Origin of the sequence: Pseudomonas sp. ADAK7, assembly GCF_012935675.1 — a bacterium.
GTDB lineage: Bacteria > Pseudomonadota > Gammaproteobacteria > Pseudomonadales > Pseudomonadaceae > Aquipseudomonas.
Map to the genome: position 1 here is coordinate 6,483,016 of NZ_CP052861.1, position 18,166 is coordinate 6,501,181.

At 61.3% G+C, this 18,166-nt stretch carries 17 protein-coding genes; 9 read left to right on the plus strand and 8 right to left on the minus strand.

All coding sequences use genetic code 11. From position 1 onward, the window contains the following. The first annotated feature begins 15 nt into the window (after positions 1-15). The 3 genes from kdpC (at position 16) to HKK53_RS29805 (ending at position 4,085) form a co-directional block, all read left to right on the plus strand. Positions 16-561 (plus strand): potassium-transporting ATPase subunit KdpC, encoded by a 546-nt coding sequence (kdpC, locus tag HKK53_RS29795; protein WP_169373716.1) that lies wholly within the window; start codon positions 16-18, stop codon positions 559-561. 125 nt (positions 562-686) lie between these two features. After that, positions 687-3,338 carry a sensor histidine kinase gene (locus HKK53_RS29800; RefSeq protein ID WP_169373717.1) on the plus strand — a complete coding sequence of 884 codons (2,652 nt, stop codon included), beginning with the start codon at positions 687-689 and terminating at the stop codon, positions 3,336-3,338. A gap of 48 nt (positions 3,339-3,386) precedes the next feature. Next, on the plus strand, positions 3,387-4,085 hold the full coding sequence (locus HKK53_RS29805; RefSeq protein WP_169373718.1) for a response regulator: 699 nt from the start codon (positions 3,387-3,389) through the stop codon (positions 4,083-4,085). 145 nt (positions 4,086-4,230) lie between these two features. Here HKK53_RS29805 and HKK53_RS29810 read toward each other — a convergent pair whose 3' ends face one another. Further along, the gene (locus HKK53_RS29810) at positions 4,231-5,268 is read right to left on the minus strand and encodes a patatin-like phospholipase family protein (protein ID WP_169373719.1); all 1,038 of its coding nucleotides are present in this window, start codon (positions 5,266-5,268) and stop codon (positions 4,231-4,233) included. A 222-nt stretch (positions 5,269-5,490) separates the two neighbouring features. Between HKK53_RS29810 and HKK53_RS29815 the strand changes: the two genes are divergently transcribed. The 3 genes from HKK53_RS29815 (at position 5,491) to HKK53_RS29825 (ending at position 7,695) form a co-directional block, all read left to right on the plus strand. Continuing rightward, the gene (locus HKK53_RS29815) at positions 5,491-5,769 is read left to right on the plus strand and encodes a hypothetical protein (protein ID WP_054051974.1); all 279 of its coding nucleotides are present in this window, start codon (positions 5,491-5,493) and stop codon (positions 5,767-5,769) included. 89 nt (positions 5,770-5,858) lie between these two features. Beyond that, positions 5,859-6,626: a CHAD domain-containing protein gene (locus HKK53_RS29820; protein ID WP_169373720.1), complete on the plus strand. Its 768-nt coding sequence runs from the start codon at positions 5,859-5,861 to the stop codon at positions 6,624-6,626. 271 nt (positions 6,627-6,897) lie between these two features. Then, positions 6,898-7,695, plus strand: a complete 798-nt coding sequence (locus HKK53_RS29825; protein WP_169373721.1) for an acyl-CoA thioesterase — start codon at positions 6,898-6,900, stop codon at positions 7,693-7,695. A 1-nt stretch (position 7,696) separates the two neighbouring features. Here HKK53_RS29825 and HKK53_RS29830 read toward each other — a convergent pair whose 3' ends face one another. From HKK53_RS29830 to HKK53_RS29840, 3 genes are all read right to left on the minus strand, one after another. Continuing rightward, on the minus strand, positions 7,697-8,059 hold the full coding sequence (locus HKK53_RS29830) for an Mpo1-like protein (RefSeq protein WP_169373722.1): 363 nt from the start codon (positions 8,057-8,059) through the stop codon (positions 7,697-7,699). Between the two features lie 142 nt (positions 8,060-8,201). After that, a complete protein-coding gene (locus HKK53_RS29835) occupies positions 8,202-9,686 on the minus strand; it encodes a methyl-accepting chemotaxis protein (RefSeq protein ID WP_169373723.1) in 1,485 nt (494 codons plus the stop codon). A 166-nt stretch (positions 9,687-9,852) separates the two neighbouring features. Then, positions 9,853-10,659: a TatD family hydrolase gene (locus HKK53_RS29840; RefSeq protein ID WP_169373724.1), complete on the minus strand. Its 807-nt coding sequence runs from the start codon at positions 10,657-10,659 to the stop codon at positions 9,853-9,855. Positions 10,660-10,893: 234 nt separating this feature from the next. On the opposite strand from HKK53_RS29840, the gene HKK53_RS29845 reads away from it, so the two are divergent. From HKK53_RS29845 to HKK53_RS29855, 3 genes are all read left to right on the plus strand, one after another. Further along, positions 10,894-12,315 (plus strand): transglycosylase SLT domain-containing protein, encoded by a 1,422-nt coding sequence (locus tag HKK53_RS29845; protein ID WP_169373725.1) that lies wholly within the window; start codon positions 10,894-10,896, stop codon positions 12,313-12,315. A gap of 103 nt (positions 12,316-12,418) precedes the next feature. After that, positions 12,419-12,853 (plus strand): DoxX family protein, encoded by a 435-nt coding sequence (locus HKK53_RS29850; RefSeq protein ID WP_169373726.1) that lies wholly within the window; start codon positions 12,419-12,421, stop codon positions 12,851-12,853. Between the two features lie 248 nt (positions 12,854-13,101). Beyond that, positions 13,102-13,410: a class I SAM-dependent methyltransferase gene (locus tag HKK53_RS29855; RefSeq protein WP_133838273.1), complete on the plus strand. Its 309-nt coding sequence runs from the start codon at positions 13,102-13,104 to the stop codon at positions 13,408-13,410. Positions 13,411-13,417: 7 nt separating this feature from the next. Here the strand turns inward: HKK53_RS29855 and HKK53_RS29860 are convergent, their stop codons facing one another. The 4 genes from HKK53_RS29860 to HKK53_RS29875 all read right to left on the minus strand — a co-directional run bounded on the left by HKK53_RS29860 (position 13,418) and on the right by HKK53_RS29875 (position 18,161). Then, complete coding sequence (locus HKK53_RS29860) at positions 13,418-14,278, minus strand: hypothetical protein (protein WP_169373727.1); 861 nt, start codon at positions 14,276-14,278, stop codon at positions 13,418-13,420. Positions 14,279-14,441: 163 nt separating this feature from the next. Further along, positions 14,442-14,939, minus strand: a complete 498-nt coding sequence (gene greB, locus HKK53_RS29865; RefSeq protein ID WP_169373728.1) for a transcription elongation factor GreB — start codon at positions 14,937-14,939, stop codon at positions 14,442-14,444. A gap of 34 nt (positions 14,940-14,973) precedes the next feature. Further along, entirely contained in the window at positions 14,974-17,478 is a 2,505-nt protein-coding gene (locus HKK53_RS29870; RefSeq protein WP_169373729.1) for an ABC transporter permease, read from the minus strand. Next, positions 17,478-18,161 carry an ABC transporter ATP-binding protein gene (locus HKK53_RS29875; protein ID WP_123510220.1) on the minus strand — a complete coding sequence of 228 codons (684 nt, stop codon included), beginning with the start codon at positions 18,159-18,161 and terminating at the stop codon, positions 17,478-17,480. The genes HKK53_RS29870 and HKK53_RS29875 overlap by 1 nt, the downstream gene beginning before the upstream one ends. Positions 18,162-18,166: the final 5 nt, after the last annotated feature.

Genomic DNA, 18,166 nt, shown 5'->3' on the forward strand with positions numbered 1-18,166 from the left:
TTCGAGGATTTTGAAATGTCCACAATGATACGTCCGGCCCTGAGCCTGCTGGTCCTGATGACGCTGATCACCGGTGTCGCCTATCCCCTGGTCGTCACCGGCGTCGCGCAAGTCGCGTTCCCGGACCAGGCCAACGGCAGCCTGGTGCGCGACGCCGACGGCAAAGTCCGGGGTTCGTCGCTGATTGCCCAGGATTTCGTCGGCGACGCCTGGTTCCACCCACGGCCCTCGGCCGGTGCGTTTGCCACGGTATCGAGCAGTGCCAGCAACCTGTCGCCGAGCAACCCGGCGCTGGCCACGCGGGTGATCGACGATGCCAATAAACTGCAAGTGCCGGGGCAAGGTCCGGTGCCGTTGGCGATGCTGACCACCTCCGGCAGCGGCCTCGATCCCCACTTGCCTCCGGCGGCGATTGCCTATCAACTGGCGCGTGTTGCGCAGGCACGTAACCTGCCAGTGGCAACGGTTGAACAACTGATGAATGCGCATATCGAGCAGCCGTTGGTGGGGCCGCCGGTGGTGAATGTGTTTGAGTTGAATGTGGCGCTGGAAAAATTGTAAGAGATGGTTCCCACGCGCTGCGTGGGAATGCATCAAATGGACGCTCTGCGTCCGCTGTTGGGACGCAGAGCGTCCCGGGCTGCATTCCCACGCGGAGCGTGGGAACGATCAAGAGAACTTCAAGCATGAGTGACTCCGGCCGCGCCGATGCGCTGTTAGCAGACCTGCCCCGGGACGGCCGTGGCCGGCTCAAGGTGTTCCTCGGTGCCGCGCCCGGTGTCGGCAAGACCTACGCCATGCTGCAAGCGGCCCACACCCAACTGCGCCAAGGCGTGAAAATCATCGCCGGGGTGGTCGAAACCCACGGCCGCGCCGAAACCGAAGCCCTGCTCGGCGGCCTGCCGCAACAGCCGCTGGTGCGCTCGGAATACCGTGGCGTGATGCTCGAAGAAATGGACCTCGACGGCCTGCTCGCCGCCAAGCCGAAACTGGTGCTGGTCGATGAACTGGCCCACAGCAACGCCCCGGGCAGTCGTCACGCCAAGCGCTGGCAAGACATCCAGGAACTGCTCGCCGCCGGCATCGACGTGTACACCACGGTCAACGTCCAGCACCTGGAAAGTCTCAACGATCAGGTGCGCGGCATCACCGGCGTCCAGGTCCGCGAAACGTTGCCGGACTGGGTCCTGCAAGAAGCCTACGAACTGCTGCTGATCGACTTGCCACCGCGTGAATTGCTGGAGCGCCTGCGCGACGGCAAGGTCTACGTGCCGGAGCAGGCGCGGGCGGCGATCGATGCGTTTTTCACCCAGACCAACCTCACCGCCCTGCGGGAAATGGCCATGCAAACCGCTGCGGCCCAGGTCGACGATGACCTGGCCCAGGGTTATCGTCAACTCGGTCAATCCGCCCCGGCGGTCCGCGGTCGCTTGTTGGTGGGCATTGATGGCGATGCCCAGGCCGAGCGCCTGGTGCGTCACGCCAGCCGCGTCGCCCAGCGCCGGCATCTGCCGTGGAGCCTGGTGCATGTGGACAACGGCAGCGTGCGCGACGAGCAATCTCGCCTGCGCCTGCAAAGCGCCCAGCAACTGGCCGAACGCCTCGGTGGCGAAGTGGTGTTGCTGCGCGCCGGCGAGGTGGCGAAAACCCTGATCCAGCACGCCGCCGAACGTCGCGCCAGTCTGGTTTTGGTCGGGCAGTCCCGCCAGCGTTTGCGTCGGCGCTTGTTCGGCGGCGGTCTCGCGTCTCGTTTGTTGCGCGATGCCCGTGGCCTGGAAATCAACGTCCTCGACAGCGACCATGAAGTGCATCAGCCCCGTCAGCGTTCAGCTCATTCACTGGTTTGGTTCGACTACGCGTTGGCGCTGGTGGCAACGGTTTTGGCCAGTGCGTTGGCCTGGGCAGTGGCGAGTGTTTTGCCGCTGCCGAATATCTCCCTGGTGTTCCTCGCCGCCGTGTTGCTGGTGGCGGTGCGCAGCAGCCTCGGCCCGGCGCTGGCCTGTGCAGCGCTGTCGTTCCTGACCTATGACTTTCTGTTCATCCCGCCGAATTTCTCCTTCAGCATCCAGCGCGAAGAAGACGTGCTGACCTTGTTGTTCTTCCTGCTGATGGCGGCGCTCACCGGTAACCTCGCTGCGCGGCAACGCCGGCAATTGCAGGCGTTGCGCGACACCCAGGAAGAAACCACCGAACTGCTCGACCTGTCGCGCAAACTCACCGCCGCCACCGACCGCCAAGCCGTGGTCAGCGCCGCCGCCCAGCACTTGAACGGCTGGAGCGATCTGCAACTGTGCCTGCTCAACCAGGATGGCCAGGGCGGCTGGAAAGTCGAGACCGGTGGCCCGCTGGAATTCTCCGAAGCCGAACGCGCCGCCGCCGACTGGGCCTGGCAACACGATCAACCAGCGGGCGCCGGCACCGGCACTTTGCCGTTCGGGCGTTGGTGGTGGTGGCCGTTGTCGGTCGAGGACGGGCCGCTGGGCTTGCTCGGTGTCTGCGCCAAAGAAGGCCAGACCTTGAGCGGCCAGCGCCGGCGCTTGTTGACCGCCCTGAGCCAACCGCTGGCCCAGGCCCTGGCCCGTGCGCAACTGGCCGAAGACCTCGAAGCAGCGCGGCTGCACGGCGAAACCGAGCAATTGCGCAGTGCCTTGCTGGCCTCGGTGTCCCACGATTTGCGCACGCCGCTGACCTCCATGCGCGGCAGCATCGACAGCCTGCTGGCCCTCGGCGAAGCAATCCCGTTGGAGGATCGCCGCGAGCTGCTCGAAGGCACCCGCGATGAAGCCGAACGCCTCGACCGCTACATTCAAAACCTGCTGGACATGACCCGCCTCGGCCACGGCGCCTTGAAACTGGCGCGAGACTGGGTGTCGCCGGCCGATATCGTCGGCAGTTCGCTCAATCGGCTGCGCGCGGTACTGGCGCCGTTGCAGGTCAGCACCGAAGTGCCGGCCGAGCTGCCGTTGCTGTACGTGCATGCGGCGTTGATCGAACAGGCGCTGGTCAACGTGATCGAAAACGCCGCGCGGTTTTCCCCGGCTCACGGACGATTGCAAGTGCGCGCCGGTGCCGATGACAGCGAGCTGTTTTTCTCGGTGAGCGATGAAGGGCCGGGGATTCCGGAGGACGAGCGGGCGAAGATTTTCGACATGTTCTACACCGCCGCCCGCGGTGATCGCGGCGGGCAGGGCACCGGGCTGGGGCTGGCGATTTGTCAGGGCATGGTCGGCGCCCATGGCGGGCGGATCAGCGTCGGCGATGGCATCGAGGGTCGCGGTACCTGCATCACGCTGCATTTGCCACTGCAGGAACAGCCGGGTTTTGAAAGTGAAGCCTGATCGCGCTTGCGCTACTCTCTTGCCACTTCTTTGTGTTGATGTGAATTCATGAGCCAGACCGCGACCATTTTGGTCATCGACGACGAACCGCAGATCCGCAAGTTCCTGCGCATCAGCCTCGCTTCCCAAGGCTACAAAGTGCTGGAGGCCGGCACCGGCACTGAAGGCCTGGCGCAAGCGGCACTGAATAAACCGGATCTGCTGGTGCTCGACCTCGGCCTGCCGGACATGGACGGCCAGCAAGTGCTGCGCGAGTTTCGTGAATGGTCGACGGTGCCGGTGCTGGTGCTGTCGGTGCGCGCCAGTGAAGGGCAGAAGGTCGAAGCGCTGGATGGCGGCGCCAACGATTACGTGACCAAGCCGTTCGGTATTCAGGAGTTCCTCGCTCGGGTGCGTGCGTTATTGCGCCAGGCGCCGGCCGGTGAAGCCCAGCAAGCAGCGCTCACGTTCGGCCCGTTGACCGTGGACCTGGCCTATCGCCGAGTGTTGCTTGATGGCGCCGAAGTCGCGCTGACCCGCAAGGAATACGCAGTGCTGGCGCAACTGGCGCGGCATCCGGGGCGGGTGATAACCCAGCAGCAATTGCTCAAGGACATCTGGGGGCCGACCCATACCGAGGACAGTCATTATTTGCGGATTGTGGTCGGGCATTTGCGCCAGAAACTGGCGGACGATCCGACCCAGCCGCGGTTTATCGTGACCGAAGCGGGGGTGGGGTATCGGTTGTTGAATGAGGGTGGGCTCTGATCGTCCCCACGCGCTGATCGTTCCCACGCTCTGCGTGGGAATGCCGCCATGGACGCTCCGCGTCCGCTCTTGAGGTCGTGACGCGGAGCGTCACAGGATGCATTCCCACGCGGAGCGTGGGAACGATCAGGTAACGTTCAAATGCTCAATTCTGCTCATTCTCATACCGATCCATCGTATCCCGCGCAATCTCGCGTCCCAGCGCGATCAACTCCGGCGCCTTGTAGAACTCGAAAAACCGGCACACGCGCTTCGGCACGTTGATCAGGACATCCGGCGGATACCCGGCAATCTTGTACTGCGCCAGCGAGGTCTGCATCACCTCGAAACTCTGGTTGATCAAGTCCAGTAAAGACGCCGGCCCGACGTTATCAATGATGAACGAACCGGTGGCCGACTTCGGCGCGCCCTCGCCCAGTGGGGCGGCGGCCGGTTGCTGGGCTTCAGGTTCGGCGGATTCGATCCACGGGTTGATCTCCGCCGCTTCGGCCTTCAGCGCTTCCTGTTCCAGCAACAATAACTGTTCGGCTTGTTTGCGGCGGAACGGCATCTTCGAGCCCAGCGAGTTGATCAGGCTGTTGAACCGCGACTTGAACGCCGCCGGACGCTGGATCACCGGCAATTGGTAATGCCGCTGGTTGGTCGAGTTGAGGTTGACCGCGATGATCAAATCGCAATGGCTCGACACCACCGGCACGATCGGCAACGGGTTCAACAGACCGCCATCGACCAACATGCGATTGCCCTGCATCACTGGCGTGAACAAACTGGGAATCGCCGCCGAGGCGCGAATAGCCTGGTGCAGACAGCCGGCCTGGAACCAGATTTCCTGCTGGTTGGTCAGGTCGGTGGCCACCGCCGTGTAGGGAATGCGCAGGTCTTCGATGTTGATCTCGCCGACAATCTTGCGGATCTGGCCGAAGACTTTCTCGCCGCGAATCGCGCCCAAACGAAAACTGACATCCACCAGACGCAACACATCGAGGTAATCCAGGCTTTCGATCCAGTTGCGATATTCATCGAGTTTGCCGGCGGCATAAATCCCGCCGACCACCGCGCCCATGGAGCAACCGGCGATGCAGGCGATGTCGTAGCCACGCCGTTCGATCTCTTCAATGACACCGATATGGGCATAACCCCGGGCTCCACCCGAGCCCAGCACCAGTGCGACACGCTTTTTCATGAATCGCCCTCGTCTGACAAGGTTCAACAATGCACCCATCGAGGGTGACGCTTCAATCGCTAAGGTCGTTTGCCGAGGCAGGGGCGTCGTTTTTTCGACACTGCATGGCGACAGATGGGTATGCTCGCGAGCGCTATAGTTTGTGCAGGCGGGGCAAGGCACTTTTTGCGCGCCGCACCGTCTTACCTGCACGACTGTTTACCTATCTTTGAGGTGTTATCGATGAAAGCCTGGATCTGTGTGCCTTTGATTGCCCTGGCGTTGGCCGGTTGTGCCGGGAAAACTGCGTACCGTGATAGCTGCGGCACCCAGATCGATGCGGCCTGGCATGAGCTCGACCTGGCCAAGGCCGAAGGTTTTGCCGGCACCGTCAGCTACTCCAAAGCCCTGTCGCTGTTGACCGGCGCCAAGACCCAGCAGCAATTCGAAGCCTACGAAGGCTGCACCAGCAAGGCCGAGAAAGCGCGATTCTATATTCGCGAGTCCCGCGCCGGTCGGTAAGCGCATGATGTAGCGCAAGGACTGCGCGTTTCGATGCGGGCACGATGGCGTCGAGTGGGATCATCCCTATTTGATTCAAGGAGCAAGTGATGTCTGCCTTGGTTGACCGGTTAGTGGCTCAGGTATTGAGCATTGAAGTTCGATTGCTGGCCTGTCAGGCACGCTTGAGTGCCCGCACCGATCCGGAAGCGCTGCACGATTTGCGCACCACGGTTCGCCGTTTGCGCAGTCTGTTGCGGCCGTTGCGGGGGTTGCCTGGAGTCGAGCAACTGGAAGTGGCGGCGTCCGGGGTCGGTGAATTGACCACTCCGCTGCGTGATCGCGAAGTGTTGGCGGCGTACTTGCTCCAGCACGGCCAACCCGAGGCGGCGCAGCGACGCATGGCGCAAATGGACGTGGCCTATCCGACCGTGGCGACCAGCCCGGAAGTCATTCAATTGCTGATGATCCTCGACGCGTTTCCACGCTTCCTGCGGGCCTCCCAGCGTCAGGGGTTGCTCAAGGGCCTGCGTCAGCGCATCGAAAAACGCCTGGCCAAGCAATGGAAGAAACTGGATCAGACCCTGCACGATCCGGCCCATGATCGTCATCTGCTGCGATTGTTGATCAAGCGCGTGCGCTATGGCATCGAGGCTTATCCCGAACTGGACCGTTTGCCCAAATCAGCGATGCCGCGACTCAAATCGGCCCAGGCCGCATTGGGCGATTGGCACGATTGCTGGCAGTGGCTGCTGCGGGCCGAACAGGAAGCGGATTTGCTGCCCTGTGTCGCGGTCTGGAAAACCACCATGGCCAAGGCTGAAGGTCGTGCCGACCGGGTGCTCGACAAACTCAGCGCCGCCTGCTTCAAATCCTGAATTCAGCAGTGATTCCCTGTGATTGATCGTTCCCACGCTCCGCGTGGGAATGCATCCCGTGACGCTCCGCGTCACTTTTGAAGCGGACGCAGAGCGTCCATGGCGGCATTCCCACGCAGAGTGAACGATCAAGATCAAAAGATCGCAGCCTTCGGCAGCTCCGGGAGCAGCGCGTCCTATCTGTCAGTCAATTTGGCCGGAATAAGCGCTGTATCGCCCGCGCAGGCTGGTTAACATCCCTTCATCCTTTTCCTGCATCTTTGAGGTTTCCATGCGCTTTTCCGATCTGCTCGACGCTGTCCGCAGCCAGCCGCAGGATCTGTCCATTCCCGCCGAATGGGGTCAGGGCCGCGCCAGTTTCGGTGGCCTGGTCGCCGCGTTGCAGTACGAAGCCATGCGCGCGAAAGTCCCGGCGGATCGTCCGGTGCGCTCGTTGGCGATCACCTTTGTCGGCCCGGTCGAACCCGGTGTGCCGGTGAGTTTTGAAGTGGATGTGTTGCGCGAAGGCAAGGCCGTCAGCCAGGTGCTGGGCCGGGCGATGCAGAAAGGCCAGGTGGTGACGTTGATCCAGGGCAGTTTCGGTGCCTCGCGACCTTCCGAAGTAGCCGTTGCGGCGCTACCGGCGCCCGAGTTCAAACACTGGGACGACTGCCAGGAACTGCCTTACATCAAAGGCGTGACCCCGGAATTCATGAAGCACCTGGCGATGCGTTGGAGCGTTGGCGGGCTGCCGTTCACCGGCAATAAATCCCGAGATATGGGTGGTTGGGTGCGCTTGCGTGGGGAGGTGAAGGAAGAGGCGCTGAGCGAGGCGCATATCCTGGCGTTGGTCGACGCTTGGCCACCGGCCCTGTTGCCGCACCTGAACAAACCGGCGATGGGCAGTACGCTGACCTGGACCATCGAATTCGTCCAGCCGTTGCTGGCGCTTAGCACTCTCGACTGGTGCAAGTACCTGGTAGAGATCGAACACGCCGCGGACGGCTACGGTCATGCAGCGGCGAAGCTGTGGAGCGCCGACGGTCAGTTGATCGCCATGAGCCGGCAGACCGTGACGATATTCGCCTGACTCAGCGCCGGTGGCGCTTGCGCCAGGCGCGCCACCAGCCGCCGCTGAGGAAGAACCGCGGAAAGGTCAGGAACTGCTCGACCAGCAAGCGCGACATGGCATCCTTGCGATCACTGAACGGCTCGGAGGCTTGTGCCTCTAGGCTGTGACCGTGGCGCTGCAAACCCAGGCCGGCAATCACGCCGATGACGCCAATCACGATGTTCACCAGGCTCAGGCTGAACACCCCGGAGACAATCAGCAGGAAGCCGATGATGAACAGCGGCACGGCAATCAGGTGCAAGGCCAGATTGGTCGGGTGCTGGTGATTGTTCGGGTAGGACTTCCATTGCCAGGCCGGAAGGTTGGGGTGACGTTTGCCCATGATGAAACTCCTCAATCCATGTTGAACACAATGGTTGAAGAATAGGCGTGGCGGGGGCGGGCGGCGAATCGAGGTTGGCTATCGGAACGATAGGGGCAATGGTCAAGATTGATGTTGACCGGGCTTGCCCGCGAAGAGGCCCTCAGAGTTTCAACTGCCCGATCGCCTTGCTCAACTCCCCTGCCAACGTCGCCAATTCATTACTGGTGTTCGCCGAATCCACGGTCTGCTGCACGGTGTTTTCGGTCACGTCGCGAATGCTCACCACCGACCGATTCATTTCCTCCGCCACATGACTCTGCTGTTCGGCGGCGACGGCGATCTGCGTATTGCTTTCCCGCATCTGCGCCACGGCGCTGGTGATTTGCGCTAACGCCGCGCCGGCTTCCTGAGCCTGCTGCACGCAATCGTCAGCCTTGAACGAGCTTTCCTGCATGAAGTCCACCGCGTCCCGGGTCCCGGCCTGCAAGGCCGACACCATCAGGGTGATTTCATCGGTCGAGGCCTGCACACGCTTGGCCAGGTTGCGCACCTCGTCGGCGACCACCGCAAAGCCGCGACCCATTTCCCCGGCTCGCGCCGCTTCGATGGCGGCATTGAGCGCCAGCAGGTTGGTTTGCTCGGCGATGCTGTGAATCACACCGACCACGCCGTTGATCTTCTGACTGTCCTCGGCCAGGCGCTGGATCATCTCGGCGGTCTGCTGCACGCCGCTGGATAATCCGGCAATCGACTTCTGCACCCGACTGACCACTTCCTGGCCACTGCCAGCCAGGGTGTCGGCGCTTTGCGACAGGTCGCGGGTGGCGCCGGCGTGCTGGGCGATGTGATAAACCGTGGCGGTCATTTCATTGATCGCCGTGGCCGCCTGATCGGTTTCGCTTTGCTGGCCGAGCATGCCGTGACGCACCTCATTCATGCTCGCCGCCAAACGTGCCGCGCCGACGTCCAGTTGCCGCGCGGTGTTGGCGACGGTGTTGACCACCCGCTGATAACCGGCCTGCATCGCGTTGAAGGCATTGGCCATCTGCCCGACTTCATCTTTGCACGCCAAAGGCACGCGGGCCGACAGGTCGCCGGTTTTCTCAACGTGCAGCATCACGTCTTTCAAGGTGTTGAGTTGGCTGAGCAGGAAGCGGATCAGCAATTGCGACGCGCCGAGCATCGCCAGCATCAGGATCGCCACCGCCATCGCATAGTTGAGGAAACGTTCGCTGAACACTTGGCTCAGGCTCGGGCCGTAAGCGATCACCGCGACTTGCTGGCCGTCGGCGCGACTGAACACCTCGGCGCCCATCAACGGGTTGTCGCCGAACAGCGGCATGGCGTTGATCTCGACCCAACCGTTGTTGGTGTCTGTCAGCTCCAATATCGGTTGTTCGTTCAACCGTGGCGCCTGGCCGTGACTGAAAGTCAGCACGTTGTCAGCCTTGGGCAGCGGTTGCCCGGCGGGCCAGGCGCTGAGCAAGCGCGCCTGGGCCTGGGCCGACGCCTGGGACGCGTGGCTGCGGGCCTGTTGTTCGAGCTGCACGGCGTACAACACCAACAGCAGGGTGGTGACGAAGGCGACCGCGTTGACCGCCCAGAATTTGTATTTCAGCGAGATGTTGCTAAGCCAGGCACCCATAGGAAGGTCTTCTCTGATAGCGGAAACAGCATTGGCAAGGTGCCAGCATTGTGCCGCTATGCAGGTCAGGCGGTTTTGATATGGGTCAAGTTTGAGTGTGGGTTTGGCGCAAGGACGCCATCAATCCGTAGGAGCAAGGCTTGCCCGCGATAGCGTCGGCACGGTTTCAATCGATTGAAGGCAGCCCAAAGAATGCTCGCGCACACGCCGTGGTATGCGCTGCCAAGTCTTCCTCGCTCTCGCCCCGATGCAACGCCACTTCGCGCAAGACCTCGGTCAGGTACGCCGGCTCATTGCGCCCGTTCTTCGGTTTCGGCCGCAGGCTGCGCGGCAGCAGATAAGGCGCATCGCTTTCCAGCATCAAGCGGCCGCGTTTGATTTCTTTCACTAAAGGATGCAAATGCGTGCCCCGACGCTCGTCGCAGATCCAGCCGGTGATGCCGATGTGCAAATCCAGGTCGAGGTAACTGAACAGCGCTTTCTTTTCCCCGGTGAAGCAATGCACCACGGCGGCCGGCAATTGATCGCGGTAGTCACGGAGGATTTCCAGCAGACGCTGACTGGCGTCGCGCTCATGCAGGAACACCGGCAATTGCAGTTCGACCGCCATGGCCAGATGGTGCTCGAGGACTTTTTCCTGTTGTGGGCGCGGCGAGAAGTCGCGATTGAAATCCAGCCCGCATTCGCCCACGGCCACCATGTTCGGCTCCTGGAGCAAACTGCGCAGGCTACGCTCGCTGTCAGCGTTCCAGTCGCTGGCGGAGTGGGGGTGAATGCCGGCAGTGGCGAACAGCCGTTGCGCGCTTTCATCCAGTCGCCGGCACAGCTCCAGGGCCTGTTCGCTGCCCTCGACACTGGTGCCGGTGAGCACCAATTGGCAGACCCCGGCGGCATAGGCGCGGTCGAGTACAGCCTGGTGTTTATCGTCGAAACTGGGGTTGGTCAGGTTGACGCCGATATCGATGAGTTGCATGGTGCTACCTCGGACCAAAGGCCGGAAAGCATATCAGAGCTGTAGATTTATAAGAAAAGCCAAGAACTACAACGAGTTAAAGCTGTCTCTTGATGCCGCGAGACAGGTCGGGTTGGTGAAAATGCCATCACTGTGCCAGTCTTTCGCACTTTGCCAGCGCTCAAGGCGCTCTGTTTCCGACGTTCGATGTCATGAATTTTCGTGAAATCGACCCGTATTCTTTCCGGAGAGTGGATGACACGTCCCTCGGTTTTGCTACTGCTGTGTTGTTCGTTGCTGCTGCCGATGCCGGCGGTCGCGCGTCTGGCCGGACCGCTGCAAGCCGTGCCGTCGACCAAAGTGCGCGACCTGGCGGACATCCGCAGCAGCCGTGTGCTGAAAGTCCTGGTCAACCAGAGCCGCAACAGCTCCGGCGAAGTCCAGGGCCAGGCCATCGGTGTCGAATACCATCGCCTGCGAGCCTTCGAGCAATACCTCAACGGCCATGCGCGCGACGGCCAGGAAATCACCCTCAAGATCATCCCCAAGGCCAAGGATCAACTGCTCGGCGCCTTGCAGCGCGGCGAGGGCGATCTGGTGGCGCCGGGGGAACTCCTCGATCCGCAATCGGGGCACGCCATCAGTACCAGTGAACCGATTGCCAGCAACGTGCCGCTGATTCTGGTCGGCATCAAGGGCGAACGCCGCTACACCAAACTCGAACAACTCTCCGGCAAAACCCTGGCGCTGCCCACGGGCAGTGCCGCCGGGGATGCGGTCAGCCAGATCAATCAAAAACTCGCCCTGCACAAACTGGCGCCGGTGAAGGTCGAGTGGGTCGACCCGAGCCTGGCGGTCGAAGATGTGTTGGAGATGGTCCAGGGTGGCATCTTCCACCTGACCATCGTCGAGCAACCGATTGCCGAGCGCTGGGGCAAGATCCTGCCCAAGTTGCGAATCGATCGACAAGTGCTGATCAGCGAGCCCGGCGAGGAATATTGGTTCGTGCGCCGCGATGCCTCGATGCTGCGGGCGAGCATCGATCGCTTCCTCACCACCTACAAAAAGCCGTCGGATGAGGACGTGGCGTTCCTGCGCATCTACCGACGCCTGTATCAAGTGCACTATCCACTGGCCAAGGCCGACCGACAGCGTCTGGAAAAACTCCGCCCGGTGTTGCAGAAACACGCGGACGCCCAAGGCATGGACTGGCTGAACCTGGCGGCGCTGGCGTTCAAGGAGTCGGCGCTGCAACCCGGGGCCCGCAGTGGCAGTGGCCCGACTGGTTTGATGCAGATCACGCCGTCCGCAGCCCAGCGGGTCGGGGTCAACAATATTCAGAACCTCGACGCCAATGTGCAGGCCGGGGCCAAGTACCTGGCGATGATCCGCCGCAAATTCTTCTCCAGCCCCAAACTCAATGAGCGCGAGCGCATGGCGTTCGTGCTGGCGGCCTACAACATGGGGCCGGAGCGGGTCCAGGGCATGCGCGCCGAGGCCCGGCGCCGGGGCCTGAATCCGAACCAGTGGTTCTTCCAGGTCGAGCGTATCGCCATGGAGCAGGTGGGAATGGGCGCGGTCAGCTATGTTAATAGCGTGAACAAGTATTACTTGGCGTTCGATCGGGAGCGGGAGTCGTTGGAGCCCCCGGGGCAAAAAGTGGCCTCACGGAAATGATCGACTAAACTGATTGTTATGGCGAAATATTTGCGCTTTTAACATTTGATTTACTGATTAATATAGCGGCCAACCAACACACACACTCAATGGATGACACAGCATGAGCTCACTGATCAACAAGGTCCTGTTTACCCGCGCTGGCTACGGCCTGACTGTTCTGCGGATCGTGGTCGGCATCATTTTCGCGGCCCACGGCTCACAGAAACTCTTCGGCATGTTTGGTGGTTACGGCATCGCCGGCACCGCGCAGTACATGGAAAGCCTTGGCCTGGCGCCGGGTCACCTGATGGCGATCCTGGCCGGTGGCACCGAGTTCTTCGCTGGCCTGGCGTTGATCATCGGCTTGCTGGTTCGTCCGGCCGCTCTGGGGCTAGCCTTCCTCTCGCTGGTGGCGATCTTCACCGTGCACTTGCCTAACGGTCTGTTCATGGCTAACAACGGTTACGAGTTCGCCCTGGCCTTGCTGGGTGGCAGCATTGCCGTGCTGATCGAAGGTGCCGGCAAGCTTTCGGCAGACCGCGCCATCGCCGGCTGACCGCTCTGGCTCAACGAAAAGGCCCGCATTGTGCGGGCCTTTTTTGTTGCGCGTCATTCTTGACACTGTCCGGTCAGGTTCTCTAGGATGCTGCCCATGCGCCGATTTAAACAGCTACTTGCGGGGCGCCAGGTGACTCATTCAGTTGCCGATAGAAGCCTGGAACAGGCTTCGAAATACCGCTAAAGCGCTGGTTCGGTGTTGCCTCTCACCTGCCATGCAGACTTTTGAGGCAGAGACACGACCCAATGAACGCACTAAGCCCCGTTGTACGCCCCGCGCCGATCACGGCACACCTCACCCAGCGCAATCCAAAAATCCTGCTTGGCGGCAAACATCAGCCGACGCTCCTGCGTTATCTCGATGGCTGGCCACGTCGCACCGGCGGTCCCGCCGCGTTCCTGATCCAGTTTGTCGAAGACGGCGAGTCCCTGGCGCGATTTGCCAACGACAGTTTTGACCTGGCGGTGATTCAATCGCCGAACCTCGAAGACGCGCCCGAGGTGATCAGGCAATTGACTCGTGTTGCTCGACAAGGGCTGATTACGCGGCGCTGAGACCGCGTCAGTGCTTGGCTGCTGCCCGGAACTGGTTGGCGTGGAGGCAGTTTTGCACAATGCGACTGCGGGTTGACCAGTCGGTATTGATGATGTGGAAGCGCTGGATGTAGCTGTTGCCATCCTCTGAGTGGAACCACTTATCAATTTTGTCGCTGAAATCGTCCGGGACAAAGATGCCGGTGTATTTAGCGCACTGAATCGAGCGCAGTGAATACGCTCTTTTCGGTTCGAGGGAGACCTCGTCCATAAACTTTTTAAGTTTGTCGGTAGAGATATAGTTCTCGCCACTCCATTGTTGCTGGACGCCATCCCAGTAATCAGAGTTGTTGGTGTATTTGTTGTAAGAGATGACCACAGTTCGACCGGGAATGGTTTTCCAGATGTCGTCAATGGTCGAATACCTGAAACTCGATGGAATGAGGCGCTTGCCGATTTTTTCGTTAATCAACAAGCGCAGTTCATCATGGGCAGCTTCAGTGAAGTTGTCGAACTGATGGAAGTTCAGGATGATCAGTTCTTTTGCTCTGGACGAAGAACCGTCGTAGAAGTTGTTCAATATGTCGAGAATGTCTGTGCTGACAAAGCGGTTCAGGTCATGCCAGTGGTACAGCTGGAAGCGCTTGGGATCGTTGGCCGCCTTGCCGGGCAGGAACCTCACGCGCAGATCCAGGACCCTGAAGCCCGCCTTGATTTGCTCGGAGGCCGGAACATCCTGTGTAATTTCCTGAGGGAAGTTGAGGGTCGATGCTTTTTTGTCTGCGCCGGAGTCGTGGGTCCCTGGCAGAATAAGTTCATCAATACGCAGTTTATACAAGTCGGGGACGTTATCCATCCAACAGTCCAGACCTTGAATGTTATTGGTCATGTTTTATTCATCCGTGAATAGATGTGATTAAAGTTGCGCGCTTGTTGTGGCGCGCTATTAATCTCGCGCAAGACTTTGACGTTGTCAAAGCTTGTGCTGGTTATAACTTTCGCGGAATGTTGCTGGATGAATAGATTGTGCTTTTATTATTGGTAGTGAAGGTTTAGGGGTAGCGGATGTCTACGATATAAACTAGTTGTTCGCCGGTGGGGGTTTGAACGCGAACTTCGGCATCCAGCGCCTTTCCAATCAATGCCCGCGCCAGCGGCGAATCAATGCTGATCAGTCCCAGTTTCAGGTCCAGTTCATCCGGGCCGACAATGCGATAGCGCGACTCTTTGCCGTCCTCGTCTTCAATCGTGACCCAGGCGCCGAAGTACACCTTGTTCGGATCGCTGGGTTTTTCGCTGACGACTTTCAGGGCTTCCAGGCGTTTGGTGAGAAAACGCACGCGGCTGTCGATCTCGCGCAGCATCTTCTTGCCGTAGGTGTACTCGGCGTTTTCCGAACGATCACCCTGGGCCGCCGCTTCGCTGACCGATTGCGTCACCTGCGGTCGGCGCACGTGCCAGAGTTCGTGAAACTCGGCACGCATCCGCGCTTCACCTTCGGGGGTGATCAGCGCGGTACCAGCAGTGCGGGGAGGGCGATAACGGCTCATGGTGACTTCTTGTGGTAGAGAGTGCTTGAGTCTATCAACCCTCGCGCAAGACTGTCAGGGGGCTGGCGTTCAACGCGCGACGCGTGCCGAACACACCGGCACCACCGATCAGCACCGCACCAATCAGCGGCAGCACCAGCAGCCACGGATGCGGATGCCAGGGCAGGTCGAAGGCGTAGCGGTAAAGCACCAGGCTGACCAACTCCGAACCCAGTGCCGCCAGCAAACCGCTGACCGCGCCGAGCAAGCCGAACTCGATGCGCCGGGCCTTGACCAGCAATTGCCGCTCAGCTCCCAAGGCGCGCAACAACGCGCCTTGGCGAATGCGTTCATCCAGGGTGGCCTGCAGACCCGAGAACAGCACCGCCATCCCCGCCGCCAACACGAACAGCAACACGTACTCTACCGCCAGGGTGACCTGGGCGAGGATGCTGCGCAGTTGCTCCAGCAAGGCTTCGACTTGCAGAATGGTCACCGCCGGGAATGCCCGGGACAGATCGACAATCTGCTGATCGTGGCCGGCCGCCAGATAGAAGCTGGTGAGGTAGGTCGCCGGCAGATCCTTCAAAGTGCCGGGCTGGAAGATCATGAAGAAGTTCGGCTGGAAGTTGTCCCAGTTGATCTCCCGCAGGCTGGTGACTTTCGCTTCGCGATTGACCCCGCCGACGGTGAACACCAAGTGATCGCCCAGCTTGAGCTTCAGACTCTCGGCAACCTTGCCTTCGACCGACACGCCGGGAATCTCATCCGGGCTTTGTTCGCTCCACCAGTTGCCCGAGGTGAGCTTGTTACCCGCCGGCAGGTCCGCCGCCCAGGTCAGGCTCAAGTCACGCTGGATCGCCCGGTCGCCGGCAGAATCCTTGCTGACGATGTCTTGCACCGCTTCGCCATTGATACTGATCAAACGACCTGGCACCACCGGATACAGCGGGGCCGATTGCGCCGACAGTTCGATCAGGCGATCGGTGAACGCCTGCTTGTCCGCTGGCAGAATGTTCAGGGCGAAATAATTCGGCGCGTTTTTCGGCAGCTGGTTCTGCCAGGTGTCGAGCAACTCGCCCCGCAGCAATGCGATCAATGCCATGGACAGCAGAATCAAACCGAAGGCCAGGGATTGGCCCGCCGCCGCCAATGGGTGACGTAGTAGTTGACCCAGGCCCAGACGCCACGGCAACGAGGCACGAGCCAACATCCGGCGCAGGCTTTTGAGCAACAACAGCAGCAAACCGCCAAGCACCACGGCGGCAATCACGCCACCACCGAGCAGAGCAAAGGTCAGGACCAGGTCCAGACTCAAGCGCCACATGATCAACCCGAGCGCGCCCAGCGCGGCGCCATAGACCATCCAGGTGCTGGACGGGATCGGCAGCATGTCCCGACGCAATACACGCAATGGCGGTACCCGCCCGAGAGCGGCCAGCGGTGGCAGGGCGAAACCGGCCAGTGCCACCAGACCGGTGCCGATTCCGGCAACGGCTGGCAGCAAGCCACCCGGTGGGACGTCGGTGGGCAACAAGTCATGCAGCAACGCAAATAGCCCAAGCTGCGCCAGCCAGCCGAGCAGGGCGCCGCTGAGGCTGGCGAGCAGGCCGAGCACCGTCAGCTGCAAACTGAACAGCACCATGGTTTCCCGCCGGGACAGACCCAGGCAGCGCAGCAGGGCACTGGCATCGAAGCGGCGCGTGGCAAAGCGTGTCGCCGACAGCGCCACCGCCACGCCAGAGAGCAAAACCGCGACCAGACTGGCCATGTTCAAGTAGCGCTCGGCTTTGCCCAGGGCGCCACCGATCTGTCGGTTGCCATCCCGCGCATCCTGGATGCGCTGGTTGGCGGCCAAACCTGGCTTGATCAACTGGCGATAGGTTTCCAGCGCTTCAGCCTTGCCCCGCCAGAGTTCGCGGTAACTGACGCGGCTGCCGGGCTGCACCACACCGGTCGCCGTGAGGTCGCTGAGATTGATCAGCACCCGCGGGGTCAGGCTGTAGAAATTACCGGCGCGGTCCGGCTCATAGGTCAGCACCCGCGACAGCTTCAAGGTTTTCATGCCAACGTCGATGCTGTCGCCGATCTTCAGGTCCAGCGCGGTCAGCAGGCGCGCTTCGACCCAGGCTTCGCCGGATTTCGGCCCGCCGCCGGATTCTTCCGCAGCGAAGGGCGCCGGGGCGCTTTTCAGTTCGCCGCGCAAGGGATAAACGTCGTCGGCGGCTTTGATGCTCGACAGTTGAATGCCGTTATCCGTGGCGATGACGCTGGAAAATTCCACCACCTGGGCATGTTCCAGGCCCAGCTCGGTGCCGCTTCTGATCTGTTCGGGCCGCGCCGGCGAACTGCCTTCGAGCAACAGGTCGGCGCCAAGAAACTCAGTAGCGCGCAACATCATGGCGCCGTTGAGGCGGGCGCCGAAATAACCGATGGCGGTACTCGCCGCCACAGCCACCAGCAGGGCGAAGAACAGCACCCGCAGCTCACCGGCGCGGGCGTCGCGCAGCAGTTGGCGGATGGCGAGGCTGAACAGGCGCAACAGCGGCAAGCGTGCCATCAAGGCTCCAGAGGGGCGACCAGCAGGCCGGCTTCAAGGCGGATCAGGCGCCGGCAGCGATGTGCCAGGCGTTCGTCGTGGGTCACCAGCACCAGGGTCGTGCCGCGCTCCTTGTTCAATTCGAACAGCAGGTCGCTGATGCGCTCGCCGGTGTGGCTGTCGAGGTTGCCCGTGGGTTCATCGGCGAACAGCACGTCGGGCTCGGCGGCAAACGCCCGGGCAATCGCCACGCGCTGCTGTTCGCCGCCGGAGAGTTGGCGTGGCGAATGGGTCAGGCGTTGGCCCAGGCCCACCCGTTGCAGTAATTCGGTGGCGCGCTCCCGGGCGTCTTTGCGGCCGTCGAGTTCCAGCGGCAGCATGACGTTTTCCAGGGCGTTGAGGCTGTCGAGCAGTTGGAAGGACTGGAAGACAAAACCCACATGCTCGGCGCGGATGCGCGCCCGTTGATCTTCGTCGAGATTGCTCAGGGCTTGCCCGGCGAGGGTGACTTCGCCACTGCTCGGCAGGTCGAGGCCGGCCAGCAAACCGAGGAGGGTGGATTTGCCCGAACCGGAGGCGCCGACGATGGCCAGACTGTCGCCCTTGTTCAGTTCCAGGCTGAGTTCGTGCAGGATAGTCAGTTCACCTTCCGCGCTGGGAACCACTTTGCTGAGGTTCTTCGCGGTGAGAATACTTGCGCCCATGGAGA